Annotated in this window: 11 protein-coding genes; 10 read left to right on the forward strand and 1 reads right to left on the reverse strand. The window is 60.2% G+C overall.

Annotated features, from left to right (window positions below):
• Window positions 1-294, reverse strand: a 294-nt coding sequence (locus ADADOO_RS07455; protein ID WP_511276338.1) for a hypothetical protein, incomplete at its 3' end; no start/stop codon positions are given.
• Between the two features lie 100 nt (window positions 295-394).
• Between ADADOO_RS07455 and ADADOO_RS07460 the strand changes: the two genes are divergently transcribed.
• The 10 genes from ADADOO_RS07460 to ADADOO_RS07505 form a co-directional block, all read left to right on the forward strand.
• On the forward strand, window positions 395-1408 hold the full coding sequence (locus ADADOO_RS07460; protein ID WP_511276340.1) for an aminoglycoside phosphotransferase family protein: 1014 nt from the start codon (window positions 395-397) through the stop codon (window positions 1406-1408).
• Window positions 1409-2095: an N-acetylmuramate alpha-1-phosphate uridylyltransferase MurU gene (murU, locus tag ADADOO_RS07465; RefSeq protein ID WP_511276341.1), complete on the forward strand. Its 687-nt coding sequence runs from the start codon at window positions 1409-1411 to the stop codon at window positions 2093-2095.
• Between the two features lie 76 nt (window positions 2096-2171).
• Window positions 2172-5954 carry a restriction endonuclease subunit S gene (locus ADADOO_RS07470; protein ID WP_511276343.1) on the forward strand — a complete coding sequence of 1261 codons (3783 nt, stop codon included), beginning with the start codon at window positions 2172-2174 and terminating at the stop codon, window positions 5952-5954.
• 9 nt (window positions 5955-5963) lie between these two features.
• Window positions 5964-6818, forward strand: a complete 855-nt coding sequence (dinD, locus tag ADADOO_RS07475; RefSeq protein ID WP_511276344.1) for a DNA damage-inducible protein D — start codon at window positions 5964-5966, stop codon at window positions 6816-6818.
• On the forward strand, window positions 6815-8113 hold the full coding sequence (locus tag ADADOO_RS07480; RefSeq protein ID WP_511276346.1) for an aminopeptidase P N-terminal domain-containing protein: 1299 nt from the start codon (window positions 6815-6817) through the stop codon (window positions 8111-8113). The genes dinD and ADADOO_RS07480 overlap by 4 nt, the downstream gene beginning before the upstream one ends.
• Window positions 8106-9251: an FAD-dependent monooxygenase gene (locus tag ADADOO_RS07485; protein ID WP_511276348.1), complete on the forward strand. Its 1146-nt coding sequence runs from the start codon at window positions 8106-8108 to the stop codon at window positions 9249-9251. Before ADADOO_RS07480 ends, ADADOO_RS07485 begins: the two co-directional genes overlap by 8 nt.
• Window positions 9252-9368: 117 nt before the next feature.
• Window positions 9369-11471: a type I restriction-modification system subunit M gene (locus ADADOO_RS07490; protein WP_511276350.1), complete on the forward strand. Its 2103-nt coding sequence runs from the start codon at window positions 9369-9371 to the stop codon at window positions 11469-11471.
• A gap of 29 nt (window positions 11472-11500) precedes the next feature.
• Window positions 11501-12901, forward strand: coding sequence for a restriction endonuclease subunit S domain-containing protein (locus ADADOO_RS07495; protein WP_511276352.1), 1401 nt, complete (start codon window positions 11501-11503; stop codon window positions 12899-12901).
• Window positions 12898-14805, forward strand: a complete 1908-nt coding sequence (locus ADADOO_RS07500; protein ID WP_511276354.1) for a DUF8451 domain-containing protein — start codon at window positions 12898-12900, stop codon at window positions 14803-14805. The genes ADADOO_RS07495 and ADADOO_RS07500 overlap by 4 nt, the downstream gene beginning before the upstream one ends.
• A 5-nt stretch (window positions 14806-14810) precedes the next feature.
• Window positions 14811-15646, forward strand: an 836-nt coding sequence (locus ADADOO_RS07505; RefSeq protein WP_511276356.1) for a 1,4-dihydroxy-2-naphthoate polyprenyltransferase, incomplete at its 3' end; no start/stop codon positions are given.

Consider the following 15646-nt stretch of genomic DNA (forward strand, 5'->3'; position numbering starts at 1 on the left):
CGGGTAATCGTCATCCTTCTTGAGCACGGCCGGAAATTCGATGCCGACCACGACCGGCGCCGCGGCCCGCCGTTTCTTTCCCTGCACGTTGAAACGGCGTTCCTGGCGCAGGCGAAGCGGCGCATCGGCGGCCGCCAACAGCATGATTTCGGGCGACTCCACCGGCGCCTCGGCCATCGAGCCGCCCCCCGAAAGCTGCAGGCGCAGCCCGTCGTCGGCGGCGTGGCTGGCCGGCGCCCCGACAAACAGGCAGCAGACAAAAACAGCAAGCGGTCGGCGGGCAAAACCGGGCATCAAGGCAATCTATGGAAGTCCGGGACCGGAACGGCCGATGCCCGAGTGTTAAAATCGCGCCATTTTACAACGAAGCGAACCCTAGCCGCTTATGGAACCCATGCCGCGCGATCAACTTGTTACCGACTGGGTTGCCAGTCGCTTTCCCGAGCAGTCCGTCCGCATTACCCCGGCCTCGGCCGATGCCAGTTTTCGCCGCTATTTCCGGCTGACCTGGCCGGATGGCCAGACGCGCATCCTGATGGACGCGCCACCGGAAAAAGAGGACTGCCAGCCCTTCATCCACGTCGCCGGCCTGCTCGCCAAGGCTGATCTGGCCGCGCCGCGCATTCTCGACAAAGACCTCGACAACGGTTTCCTGGTCCTCACCGACCTTGGCCGCATCGGCTATCTCGACGCGCTCAACGCCGACCTCAGCCTGGCCGACCTGCTCATCCGCCCGGTCCTCGACGTCCTGGTCAAGTGGCAATGTGCCTCGACCGCAGCGACCCTGCCGCCCTACGATGCCACCCTGCTGCGCCGCGAACTCGATCTTTTCCCCGAATGGTTCATCGGCCGCCACCTCGGCGTTGAGCTCGACGACAGCGAAAAGTCCCTGCTCGACCGGACTTTCAAGTTCCTCATCAACAACGCGCTGAATCAGCCCAAGGTTTTCGTGCACCGCGACTTCATGCCGCGCAACCTGATGGTCGTCGAAAGTGCCGAGCGCCTGACGCCGGGCATCATCGACTTCCAGGACGCGGTCTACGGCCCGATCACCTACGACGTCGTCTCGCTCTTCCGCGACGCCTTCATTTCCTGGGAAGAAGAGCAGGAAATCGACTGGGTCATCCGTTACTGGGAAAAGGCCCGCGCCGCCGGCCTGCCGGTGCGCGAGGACTTCGGCGCCTTCTGGCGCGACTACGAATTGATGGGCCTGCAGCGCCATCTCAAGGTGCTCGGCATCTTCTGCCGCCTCAAGTACCGCGACGGCAAGGAAAAATACAGCGAAGACCTGCCCCGCTTCATGAACTACGCCCGCAAGACAGCGCACCGCTACGTCCAGCTCAAACCGCTGCTCAACCTGCTCGACAAGCTGGAAGGCAATACCGAGCAGATCGGCTACCGGCGCTGAATGAAAGCCTTCATCCTCGCCGCCGGCCGTGGCGAACGCATGCGGCCGCTCACCGACCACACGCCCAAGCCGCTGCTGCTCGCCGGCGGCAAGCCGCTCATCGTCTGGCATCTGGAACGACTGGCGGCGGCGGGGTTCAAGGAAATCGTCATCAACCACGCCCACCTCGGTTCGCTCATTGAGCAGGCGCTGGGCGATGGCTCGCAATGGGGCCTGCACCTCCAGTATTCGCCCGAACCGCCGGGCGCGCTCGAAACCGCCGGCGGCATCGCCACCGCGCTGCCGCTGCTCGGCGACCAGCCATTTCTCGTAGTCAATGGCGACGTTTATTGCGATTTCGATTTTGGCCGTTTTTTCCGGTTGACCGTGGAAGGCTGGAAACCGGCCGCCCATCTGGTCATGGTCGCCAATCCGGCACATCACACCGGCGGCGACTTCAGCCTGGACGGCGAACGCGTCGTCTACGCCAACGGCGAACAAACCTTCACCTACGCCGGCATCGGCGTTTTCTCGCCAGCCTTCTTCGCCGGCGTCCAATCCGGCACGATCATGAAACTCCGCCCCCTGCTCGACGCCGCCATTGCCGCCGGCACGCTGACCGGGGAACGCTTCGCCGGCCGCTGGGTCGACGTCGGCACTACTCAACGACTGGCGGAATTAGACCAAGAACTTCGCCGCCTTCCCTGAATGGAAAACGTCTGCAACACCGCAAATTTCAACAACATAATCACCCCGACGACACCGAACCATTCCACCTGAGCCAATGATCAACAAAGACAACCTGAGCACTGCGCTCGAATTGCTGGGCTTTGCCAAATCCGGCCACAAGCACAGCAAAACCATTGGCGATGCCACGCTTACGGTCGACTGGAAAAAAGGCGAAATTTCTTACCCGGATGGCCTCGTCATCAACGAACATCAGACTTGCAACCTGCAAATTGATGAAAACTTCGTCGTCCTCGAATGCGTCCATCGACTGCTCGAAAAAGGCTACAAACCGGCCAACATCGAACTCGAACCCAAATGGAAACTCGGCCATGGCGCCAGCGGTGGCCGCGCCGACATCCTGGTCAAGGATAACGCCGGCAAGCCGCTGCTCATCATCGAATGCAAAACGGCCGGCAATGAATTCAGCCGCGCCTGGAAAAAAACCCTGCAAGATGGTGGCCAGCTATTCAGCTACAGCCATCAGATCAGCGAAACCCAATTCCTCTGTCTGTACACCGCCGACTTCGACAATGGCGCGCTGGCCTATAGCAGCTACATCATCGCCCACCGCGACAACGACAAATACCTCGACGACAATCCAGGCCTCAAAGGTTTCAAAACGGCCACCAGCACACCGGAGCGTTTCGCCATCTGGCGCGACACCTACAAGCTCGATTTCACCACCAAGGGCATTTTCGAGAAGGGTATCCAGACCTACCAGATCGGCAAGGATCAATACAGCCTCGCGGACCTGAACACCGTCAGCGCCAGCGACCAGCAGAAGAAGTATCACGAGTTCGCCACCATCCTCCGCCAGCACAATGTTTCGGGCCGTGAAAACGCCTTCGACAAACTGGTCAACCTGCTGCTCTGCAAGCTGGTCGACGAAACCCAGAACCCGCAAGACCTCAAGTTCTACTGGAAAGGCGTCGCCTATGACAGCCATTTCGACCTCTTCGACCGCCTCCAGCAACTCTACAAGGAAGGCATGGGCAAATTCCTCGGCGAGCCGATCACCTACATCGACCGCAGCGCCGTGCAAAACGCCATGCGCTTCATCAAGCAGAACCCGGACGCCACCCAGCGCGCCGTCTGGCAGCTCTTCCTGCAACAAAAATTCTTCACCAACAACGACTTTTCATTCATCGACGTTCACAACGAAAAGCTGTTTTACCAAAACGCCGAAGTCCTCCTCAAAGTCATTCAGATGTGGCAAGACATCCGCCTGACCAACGAAGCCGGCAACAGCCAGTTTCTCGGCGACCTCTTCGAGGGCTTTCTCGACCAAGGCGTCAAACAGAGCGAAGGCCAATACTTCACGCCGCTGCCCATCTGCCGCTTCATCATGATGAGCCTGCCGCTGCACAGTCTCGTCGCCCAGCACGCCACGCCGCCCAAAGTCATTGACTACGCCTGCGGTGCCGGCCACTTCCTCACCGAACTCGCCCGCCAGATCAAGCCGCTCGTCGTCGCCGCCCACCCGCAAGCCGACATCACCACCTACCATCAAGCCATCGTCGGCATCGAAAAAGAATACCGCCTCTCCAAAGTCGCCAAGGTCGCCGCCTTCATGCACGGCCAACGCGACATCGCCATCTGCTACGGCGATGCGCTGGTCAAAACCCACCCCAGCCACCCGCAAATCGCCGACAACAGTTTCGACATCCTCGTCGCCAACCCGCCCTACAGCGTCAAAGGCTTTCTCGAAACCCTGCCCGAAGCCGAACGTGCCGCCTACGCGCTCACCGACACCACCAGCGCGCTCGACACCAACAACAGCATCGAATGCTTCTTTATCGAGCGCGCCAAGCAACTGCTCAAAACCGGTGGCATCGCCGCCATCATCCTGCCCGCCTCCATCCTCAGCAATGGCAACGGCACCTACATCAAAACCCGCGAAATCCTCATCCAGTATTTCGACCTCGTCGCCATCGCCGAATTCGGCAGCGGCACCTTTGGCAAAACCGGCACCAACACCGTCACCCTTTTCCTGCGTCGCAAGGCCACCGCACCGGACACCGCCGAGCACTACCGCGAACGGGTTGCCGAATGGTTTGCTGCCGACGCCAATCAGCCCATCTATCAGGACGAGCCCCTCATCGACCGCTACGCCGCCCACATCGGCGTCCCCGCCGCCGACTACAAAACCCTGCTCCAAGGCAACGCCCACGGCCCGTGGTGCAACGCCGACTACTTCGACGCCTACACCGCCGCCTTCAACGACAGCACCGAGATCAAGAACCTCTACAAGCAAAAGAAATTCAACGCCCTGCCGCAAGCCGAGCAGGATGCCGAAATCGACCGCCGCTACCTCGCCTTCGTGCACGCCATCGAACGCGACAAACTGCTCCACTTCGTGCTGGCCAGCGACCAGCCCAACCCCGTGCTCATCATCAAGAGCCCGAGCGAGAACAAGGCGCAAAAGCAATTCCTCGGCTACGACTGGTCCAGCGCCAAGGGCGACGAAGGCATCAAGCTCGTCAAAAACGCCCAAGGCCAGCACCAGACCGTGCTCTACGACGAAAACGACCGTAACAACCCGGAAAAGCTCAATGCGCTGATCGCCGCCAACTTCCGCGGTCAACCGGGAAATTTGCCCGAAAACCTGAAGCCTTACGCCAACACGGCGCGGCTGGTCGATATGCTGGATTTTTCAAGGGTGGTCTTTGAGAAGCAAATCGGACTCTCTCCCAAGGCTCTACCGCCAATTGAAAGCCAGTGGCCATCGGTCAAGCTAGACACGGTTTCAGAAATTATCGCGGGCCAATCCCCAGAATCCACTTATTACAACGACAAAGGCGACGGTTTGCCCTTCTATCAAGGCAAAAAGGATTTCGGCCCCCTGGCATTGAACCCGCCAAGCACTTGGACGACCAACACCACCAAAAAGGCAATACTCGGCGACGTGTTAATGAGTGTTCGCGCCCCGGTTGGCGACGTAAATATCAACCCATACCCTGAAATTTGTATCGGTCGTGGCCTAGCTGCCATTCGCGGAAACGAACGCCTAAACAACGCTTATCTGTACGAATTTATCAGCCAGAACAAACCTCGCTTTCAAGGCAAGCAAGGCGCCACCTTTGAATCCATATCCAGTAGCGACTTGCGGGAAAAGGAGATCCCCCTCCCGCCCCTCCCCGTCCAGCACCAAATCGTCACCGAATGCCAGGCCGTCGATAACGAAGTCACCACCGCCCAAGCCAGCATTGCCGCCGCCCGTGCCACGGTCGACAGCAAAATCGGCCAAATTTACGCGTCGACCGCAGCCAAACAGGAAATCGACAAACTGGCGCTGGCCGTGCAATACGGCCTGTCGGAAAAAATGAACGAGGCCGGCGTCGGCTACAAGATTTTCCGCATGAACGAAATCATCGCCGGGCACATGGCGGATAACGGCAGCATGAAGTGCGCCGACATTTCTGCCGACGAATTCGCCAAATACCGGCTGAACAAGGGTGACGTGCTGTTCAACCGCACCAACAGCATTGAGCATGTCGGCAAGACCGGCCTGTTCGATCTCGATGGCGACTACTGTTTCGCCTCCTACCTCGTGCGCGTCGTGCCGGATACCGCCAAGATATTGCCGCTGTTCCTGACCCTGATGATGAACTCCGCAGCTTTCCAGCAGGAAGCCAAAGGCAAGGCGTCCAAGTCGATCAACCAGGCCAACATCAACGCCACCATCATGCGTAACATCAAGGTGCCCGTTCCGCCGGTAGCCGAGCAGCAGCGCATCGTCACCGAAGTCGAAATCGAACAGCGCGCCATCGCCGCCGCCGAGGCCATCATCGCCGCCGCCCCGGCCCGTAAGCAGGCGATTCTGGAACGCCATCTTTAGGAGCCCGCCATGAACCAACTTCCCGCTCAGCACGCACCTCATCAAGGTTTTGAAAACATCCGCCAGCATGATGAGGACGGCGAAGAATTCTGGTCAGCGCGCGATCTTGCCCCCTTGCTGGAATACCAGGATTGGCGGAATTTCATGCAGGTTGTAGACAAGGCGCGGCTTGCTTGCGAGCAGTCCAGACAATCCGTTGCAGACCATTTCGGTGACACCACCAAAATGGTTGCCATCGGCTCCAATGCCCAGCGCAACGTCCCTGACGTTCACCTTTCCCGCTACGCCTGCTACCTGATCGTCCAGAACGGCGACCCGTCCAAGCCGGTCATCGCCAACGGCCAGACCTACTTTGCCATCCAGACCCGCCGGCAAGAGCTGGCGAACGATACGGTTTTCGGCCAACTGAGCGAGGATGAAAAGCGCCTGGCCATTCGCAACGAACTGGCTCAGCACAACAAATATCTTGCAGCTGCCGCAGCCGATGCTGGCGTCGAAAGCGGCCAGGATTTCGCCATTTTCCAGAACCACGGCTACCGTGGCCTCTACGGCGGACTCGACGCCACGGGCATCAAGGCCAGGAAAGGCTTGAAAAAAAGCCAGAAAATCCTCGACCACATGGGCAGTACCGAACTGGCCGCCAACCTGTTCCGCGCCACGCAAACCGAGGAGAAATTGCGCCGCGATGCTGTCCAAGGTAAACGGCAAGCCAACGAAACGCACTTTGCCGTCGGCCAGAAAGTCCGCCAGACCATCGAGGAACTCGGCGGCACCATGCCAGAAGATTTGCCAACACCGGAACGCAGCATCAAGCAGATCGAAACCGCGCAGAGCAGAATCACGAAGAAAGACACCAACGCATGACCCACACCCACTTTCTCGCCCGCCGCCGGCGCTTGCTGAAGACCATCGGCGACGGCGTCGCCATCGTGCCGACGGCGCCCGAAGTCATCCGCAACCGCGATGCCCACCACCTTTATCGCTTCGACAGCTATTTCTGGTATCTCACCGGCTTCCCGGAACCGGAAGCGGTGGTCGTGCTGATCGGTGGCAGGAAACCCAAATCCATCCTCTTTTGTCGCGAAAAGCACGAAGAGCGCGAAATCTGGGACGGTTACCGCTACGGCCCGAAAGCCGCCAAGGTCGCCTTTGGCTTCGACGCTGCGTACCCGATCGAGCAGCTCGACAAAAAACTGGCCGAATTTCTGGTTGACCGTGACACGCTGTGGCACGCCATCGGCCACGATGCCGAATGGGATGCCCGCGTCGCCAAGGCCCTGAACGAAGTCCGCGCCCAGACCCGGGCCGGCAAACGGGCGCCGCGCGCCATCCACGACCTGCGTTTCGAACTCGACGCCATGCGCCTCATCAAAGACGCCGCCGAGGCCGGCATCCAGCAGCGCTCGGCCGACATCGCCAGCGCCGGCCACGCCCGCGCCATGCGCGCCTGCCGCCCCGGCCTGGCCGAGTACGAACTCGAAGCCGAGCTAACTTACGAATTTCGCAAACGCGGCGCCGACGCCCATGCCTACACGCCGATCGTCGCCGGCGGCGCCAACGCCTGCGTGCTGCACTACGTCGAGAACAACAAGGTGCTCAACGACCACACCCTGGTCCTCATCGACGCCGGCTGCGAAGTCGAAGGCTACGCCGCCGACATCACCCGCACCTTCCCGGTCAATGGCCGCTTCAGCGCCGCCCAGAAGGACGTCTACGAAATCGTCCTCGCCGCCCAGGCGGCCGCTGTCGCCGCCACCGCCCCCGGCCGCCATTTCATGGAAGGCCACGATGCCGCCGTGCGCGTGCTGACCCAGGGTTTGGTCGACTTGAAGCTACTCACCGGCGACCTCGACCAGCTGATCGACAAGGGCGACTACAAACGCTTCTACATGCACCGCACCGGCCACTGGCTCGGCCTTGACGTCCATGACGCCGGCGAATACAAGGTCGGCGACGCGTGGACGACGCTGCAGCCAGGCATGACACTGACCGTCGAACCCGGCCTCTACATCCGCCCGGCCGACGACATCCCGCCGGCGCTGGCCGGCATCGGCATCCGCATCGAGGACGATGTGCGGGTCACCGCAAGCGGTTGCGACGTGTTCACCACGGCGCCAAAGACGGTGGCCGAAATCGAGGAAGTCATGCGCCATGACTGAGCCAGCCGTCGACCACGTCGACATCCTGATCGTCGGCGCCGGCCCGGTCGGCCTGACGCTACACCTGGCGCTCGCCGCCGGCGGCCGGAAATCCTTGCTGATCGACTGTCGACCGCTGCAAGCCCAGCAAGCCGACCCGCGCGCCCTGGCCCTGTCGCACGGCGCCCGCCAGTTGCTCGAACAGATCGCCAGCTGGCCGGCGCGCGCCGCGACGCCGATCGAAACCATCCACGTCTCGCAAAAAGGCGGCTTCGGCCGCACCGTCATCGACCGTGCCGACTACGCCCTGCCGGCCCTCGGTTACGTCGTCCGCTATCGCGATCTGGCCGCCGCGCTGGCCGCCAACCTGGAACCCGGCGCCCTGCTTGCCGAGGCGGAAATCATCGACATCACGCCGGACGACGACGGCGTCACCGTGTCGCTGCGTCACGCCGGCAAGTTGCGCACCATCCGCACCCGCCTGCTGGTGCACGCCGAAGGCACGCCCGGCGACGATTCGGCCGTCAAAGTCAGCGACTACCACCAGCACGCCGTGATCTGCGAAGTCACGCCGACCCCTGGTCACAACAAACGCGCCTGGGAACGCTTCACGCCGGACGGCCCGCTCGCCCTGCTGCCGCTGGGCGACCAATACTCGATCGTGTTCACGCTACCGCCGGCCAAGGCCGATGCGGTGATGGCCATGGACGACGCCGCCTTCATCGCCGCCCTGCAACAACAATTCGGCCAGCGCACGACCTTCGCCAAACCCGGCAAACGCAGCCGCTTCCCGCTGTTTCTGCGTCGGCGCAGCCGCTTGGTACAAGGCCATGAAGTGTGGATCGGCAACACCGCGCAGACCCTGCACCCGGTCTCCGGCCAGGGCTTCAACCTCGGCCTGCGCGACGCCTGGCAACTCGCCGAAATTTTGCTCAAAAACGGCGTTGACCGTAGCAATCTCGAAAACTACGCCCGAAACCGCCGCCTCGACCGCCAGGGCAGCGCCTTCTTCACCGACCAGATCGTCCGTACCTTCTCCAACGATTTCGCCCCGCTCAAACTGGTCCGCGGCCTCGGTTTGCTGGCCCTCGACATCTGCCCACCGGCCCGCCACTTCGTCGCCAAGCGGATGATCTGGGGCGCCCGCGCCTGGCCCTGATTTAAGGCCAGCAACCCTTTGCGAGCCGCAAAACGCAGCTTGCAATCAATACCGACAACAAACAAAAAGTCGATTTGATGCCTGTATCATTTCGAACAAAAACAAGGGAGCACCACAATGAGCATCACTCTGGCCGAACTACTCAAAGACAGCGCCTACAAGCTGACCCAGTTCAAACCCGAGCAGATCAAGGCGCTCGAAGCCGGTATCACGCTCAAGGAATCCGGCAAGAAAGAAGCCCCTTATGTGAATTGTCTGGTGCGCGGCAAACCCGTCAAGCTGACACCGGAGGAAGCCGTCCGTCAGCTCTACGTCATGCTCCTGCGCGATGACCTCGGCTACCCCATCAGTCGCATGGAACTCGAATATGGTGTCACCTTTGGCCGCGAGAAAAAGCGGGCCGACATCTGCATCTTCGACGCTGCCCGCCCCACCGACCCTTACATTTTGGTCGAAGTCAAAAAACCCAAACTCAAGGACGGCAAGGATCAACTCAAAAGCTATTGCAACGCCACCGGCGCTCCGATGGGCGTCTGGAGCAACGGCGAGCAGATCTCCTACTACCACCGCAAAGACCCCAACTATTTCGAAGACATTCCCGGCATCCCGTCTGCCCGGCAAAAGCTCTCGGAAATCCTCAGCGAACGGTGGACCATTGACGATCTGGTGCGCCTCGACAAACTGGTCAACGAGAAAAAATCCCTCAAGGACTTGATCCTCGAAATGGAAGATGAAGTCCTCGCCAATGCCGGCGTCGACGTCTTTGAAGAACTGTTCAAACTCATCTTCACCAAGCTTTTCGACGAAATGGAAAGTGGCCGCGACAAAAAGCGTCACCTCGTTTTCAAGAACTACGGCGACACCGAAACCGAACTCAGGGCCAAGATTCAGGATCTGTTCGACAAGGCCCGCAAAAAATGGAAAGGCATCTTCAGCGACGATGCCAAAATCGACCTGACGCCAAGCCACCTCGCCGTCTGTGTCGCCTCGCTGGAAAAGGTCAAACTCTTCAACTCCAATCTGGACGTCGTCGACGAAGCCTTCGAATACCTCATCAACAAATCCAGCAAAGGCGAAAAAGGCCAATACTTCACGCCGCGCTACGTCATCGACATGTGCGTCAAAATGCTCAACCCGCAGGAGCAGGAAACACTGATCGACACTGCCGCCGGCAGTTGCGGCTTCCCGGTGCACGGCATCTTCCACGTCTGGGAACAGATCATGAAAGAGGAAGGCCTGAACAAAAGCCACCTCTTCACTACCGAAAAGAAACCGGCCCGTTGCGAAAACTACGTCCGCGACAAAGTCTTCGCCATCGACTTCGATGAAAAAGCCGTGCGCGTCGGCCGCACCTTGAACCTGATTGCCGGCGACGGCGAAACCAACGTCCTCCATCTCAACACCCTCGACTACGAGCGCTGGGGCGAAAAAACCGACGACAAAAACTGGCTCAAAACCTACGCTCAAGGCTGGTTCCGCCTCGACGACCTGAAAACCGAGCGCAGCAGCAACCGCGATTTCGGCTTCGACATTCTCATGGCCAACCCGCCCTTTGCCGGCGACATCAAGGAAACCCGCATCCTCGCCCGCTACGAACTCGGCAAAAAGCCGGACGGCAAGCACCAAAGCGCCGTTGGCCGCGACATCCTGTTCATTGAGCGCAACCTCAGTTTCGTCAAACCGGGTGGCCGCCTGGCCCTCGTCCTGCCACAAGGCCGCTTCAACAACTCCAGCGACAAACGCATCCGCGAATACATGGCCGAACACTGCCGCATCCTGGCCGTCGTCGGCCTGCACGGCAACGTCTTCAAACCGCACACCGGCACCAAAACCAGCGTTATCTTCCTGCAAAAGTGGAACGACGATCCTGCTGCCGGCGACCTGTGCCGCCGCGTAGACGACTACCCCATCTTCTTCGCCACCATGCGCGAACCATCCAAGGACAACAGCGGCGACAAGATTTTCGTCAAACAGAAAGACATGGCGCAGTGGGCCGCAGGCGAAGCCGTCACGCCTGAAAACTGTGTTGCCGAAGCCGTCGACCGCTACGACGTCACGCCGCGCAACCTTGGCGAATTCGTGCTTGATGAACACGAGCACCTGGTGGTCAAACACGACCTGTTCAGCCACCCGCTGAAAGATGGCAAGCGCACGCCGGACGGCATCGCCGAGGCGTTCATTGAATTCGCCAAGAAAGAAAAGCTAAGTTTTTTTCGCTGAGCCCTTTCAATGAAGCCCGGTATCGGGCGTTGTTGGAAGGGCTGGAGGCGACGGAAATACCTTGGTCAGTGCTAAATGATGAGTTGCGTTACGAGGCGGAGTTTTTCCAGAAGAAATATCTGCTTGAGGACTCAGAACTATCCACTCTCTCAAAGACAACGATTGGTGCTTTCGCCGCAGTAACAGACGGTCCACACGGCTATCACATCGTCGACGAACATTCCCGGATAGCCATGTTGACCGCCAAGTGCGCCCGTGACTGGTTCAGCGACCGCACACCAGCGGAAACGATTGCTGCATCGGTTGACCTGGCCAACAAACGCTCGTCGCTCGCAGAAAATGACATCATTTTATCGACGCGTGGGACGGTTGGAATGTGTGCGCTGGTCACGAAAGAAGCGCTGCCTGCAAACATTGACCAAGACGTTGCGCGCATTTCCTGGGCCGACAAGGAAGGCATTCGGCCTGAATTCGTCATCGCCTATTTGAACTCAAAATTTGGGCAAGACCGCATAAAGCGTTACGCCTCGGGAATGGTTCAACAAGGATTGTCGCTACAAAAGGTTGGCGATATTCCGATACCACTTCTTTCCAGTGCCGCCCAAAAAGCAGTTGCCCTCGTTGTTCAGGCGGCGCTCCAGTGTCGTCGCGATGCAGCAAGGTCAATTGACACTGCTGAAACGACATTGCTACAAACTCTTGGCCTCGACAACTGGCAACCTCTCGAACCACAAAGCTACGTCCGCAACAGCGTCGATGCCTTCACGACCGGGCGACTGGATGCTGAATACTTCCAGCCCAAATACGCCAAGCTAATCGAACTGATCGAATCAACCGGGCAAGCATCCCCGCTCGCCAACTTGTTGCATACCAACCAACGGGGCAAGCAGCCGGAATACTCCGAGAGCGGCCTGCCTGTGGTCAATTCAAAGCATGTCATAAATGGTGAGGTACGCGTCGATGCGGATAATCGTTACGCGACTTCCTCCGATAGCAGCCTGTTGATCGAACCGGGCGATGTGTTGATCAACGGCACCGGCGTCGGAACAATCGGCCGGGCTGCCCCTTATCTGCACCCATTCAAAGCTATCCCGGACAACCACGTAACCATCCTGCGCCCCCACAAAGGCAGCATTGACCCGGTGTACTTGGCGGTTTTTTTGAATAGTCTGGCTGGCCAATTGCAGGTCAACCAACGCTTTCGCGGTTCGTCAGGACAAATTGAGTTGTACCCCAACGACATTGCCCAGTTCTCCATCTGGGTGGCGCCCGAAAATATCCAGGCGCAAGTCAGGCAATCTGTCGAGGCCAGTTTTCAGGCAAAACAACGCGCCACCCAACTCCTCGACGCCGCCAAGCGCGCCGTCGAAATCGCCATCGAAGATTCAGAAGCCGCTGCCCTCGCTTATCTCGAAGGAGTCAATCCATGACCGCTAGCGAACTCCTCGAAAACCTCAACCTGCTCGACGAAAACGAGCGGATCGAGGCCAAGCGCGCCTCAGAAGCCGGCAAGTCCGTTCTGGAAACCGTTTGCGCTTTTGCCAACGAGCCGGGCCTGGGTGGCGGCTGGATTGCATTGGGCGTTGTGCGTGAGGAAATGGCCCTCTTCCCCGCTTACGAAGTCGAGGGGGTTGCCCATCCCGACAAGATCAGCAGCGATCTTGCCAGCCAGTGCCGTGACAGTTTCAACACTCCGCTGCGGGTCGATATTTCGACCGATAATATTGACGGGAAGAATGTCGTGGTGGTTTTCGTTCCCGAAGCTCAGCCCCAGGACAAACCCATTTTCTTCAAGGCACAAGGTTTGCCACGGGGCGCCTATCGCCGGATCGGCAGCACTGATCAGCGTTGCACCGACGACGATCTGGCCGTCTTCTACCAGGGACGCCAGCAGGAGAGTTTCGATGCCGGCATCGTCGCTGATTCGATGCTTGATGATCTTTCGCCCGAGGCCATTGCGGACTACCGGAAATCCCTCGCCGAGGCCAATCCGGATGCGGAGGCACTACGTTGGTCTGACGAAGAGCTGTTTCAGGCCTTGGGCTGCATTCGCCGCAATCCAAAAGGTGAATGGCAGCCGACGGTTGCCGGCCTCATCCTGTTCGGCAAGCCACCGGCCCTGCGCCGTTGCTTCCCGATGACGCGCGTCGATTACATCCGTGTCCCGGGTCGCGAATGGGTGCCCGATCCTGACCGTCGTTTCGACACTGTTGAACTGCGCGATCCGCTTTTCCGCCTGATTCGCCGCGCCCAGGCCGCAGTGCTCGATGATCTGCCGAAGAGTTTCGGCCTTGGCGAGGGCGAACTTCAACGACAGGACAAACCGGTGATTCCCCTGCGCGTCATTCGAGAGGCGCTGGTCAATGCGCTGATGCACCGCAGTTACCGCAGCCATAGCCCGGTCCAGATCATCCGCTACGCCAACCGGCTGGAAATCCGCAATCCGGGTTTCTCGCTCAAGTCACCGGAACATCTGGGCGAGCCCGGTTCGCAGCCGCGCAACCCAAAAATTGCTGCCGTGCTGCACGAAACGCGCTTCGCCGAAACCAAGGGCAGCGGCATTCGCGTCATGCGCGAGAGCATGGAACAGGCTGGACTCACGCCACCGCTGTTTGAATCCGACCGGGGCGCCGACCAGTTTGTTGCCCGTTATTTCTTCCATCACTTTCTTGGGGAAGATGACATCGCCTGGCTGGCCCATTTCCGCGACTTGCATCTCTCCGACGAGGAAGCCAAGGCGCTGATCGTGGTTCGTGAGGCCGGCGCGATCGACAATGCGACCTACCGAGAATTGAACAAGGTCGATACGCTGTCCGCCAGCCAGGCTCTGCGTCGCCTGCGTGATGCCGGCCTATTGACGCAGAAGGGGCGGGGTTCGGCCACCTACTACACCCCGACCGGCAAACTAACCGCTGAAGGCAACATGCTGTCCGAAAAACCCGACCCGTTATCTAGTAACCCTTCCCTCTTATCTAGTAACCCTTCCCTCTTATCTAGTAACCCCCATGCCTTGAATACACCAGCGGGCTTGGCTGACAGGTTCGATGAAGCCTTAGCCCGTCCCCTTCTGGATTCCCTTCCCGGCTCTCTGGCGTCGAGGCTTGGCGCAATCGGCAAACGCCACCCTCCCGAGGAAATACGCGGCTTGGTGGTGGACTTATGCATGCTACGCGAGTGGCGCGTCGAGGAACTTTCCGCCCTGCTGCGCCGTAACCCGGAAGTCGTACGCCAGAGCTATCTGCGCCCACTGATGCGTGACGGTCTGCTAACCATGACCAACCCTCTGGAACCGAACGATCCGCAACAGGCTTACCGAGCGGTCGAAAGAAATTGAGTTTCATGCAGCCCTCCCGACTGCACGCCTGGTTCCTCGCCTGCCGCCCGAAGACGCTGTCAGTCTCGCTATCGCCGGTGCTGGTCGGGACGGCCATCGCCTGGCACGACAGCGCCGCCCTGCTCTGGCTGCCGCTGCTCGCCGCTGCGTTCGGCGCCGCCTGCATCCAGATCGGCACCAACCTGTTCAACGACGTCGGCGACTTCCTGCGCGGCACCGACACGCCGGGTCGCCTCGGCCCCAAGCGCGCCACGGCCGAAGGCTGGCTGACACCGGGCAAGGTCAAGGCCGGTGCCTGGCTCAGTTTCGCCCTGGCCTTCGGGTGCGGCATCGTTCTCGTCCGCCACGGCGGCTGGCCGATCGTCGCCATCGGCCTCGGCTCGCTGGCCGCCGGCTGGGGCTACACCGGAGGGCCGAAGCCGATTGCCTACGGTCCACTCGGCGAAGCCTTCGTTTTTGTCTTTTTCGGGCTGGTCGCGGTCGGCGGCAGCTATTACCTGCAAACGCTGAGCCTGACCCCCACGGCATTACTCGCCGCGGCGCTGGTCGGCCTGCACGCTGCCGCGGTGATCACCGTCAATAACTACCGCGACCTCGACGGCGATGCGAAAAGCGGCAAGAACACGCTGGCCGTCCGCCTCGGCCGCCCGGCCACCCGCCGCCTCTACGCCGCCGAAATGCTCGCCCCCTACGCCCTGCTGCCGTTGCTCGGCGGCCTCGGCTGGCCGGCAGCCTTGCCCCTGCTCTCGCTGCCGCTGGCCCGCCACCTGATCCGCCGCTTTGACAACGAAGCCCCCGGCCCGGGGTTCAACAGCATCCTGGCCGCCACCGCCGGCCTGCA

Source organism: Azonexus sp., from assembly GCF_036170495.1.
GTDB lineage: Bacteria > Pseudomonadota > Gammaproteobacteria > Burkholderiales > Rhodocyclaceae > Azonexus.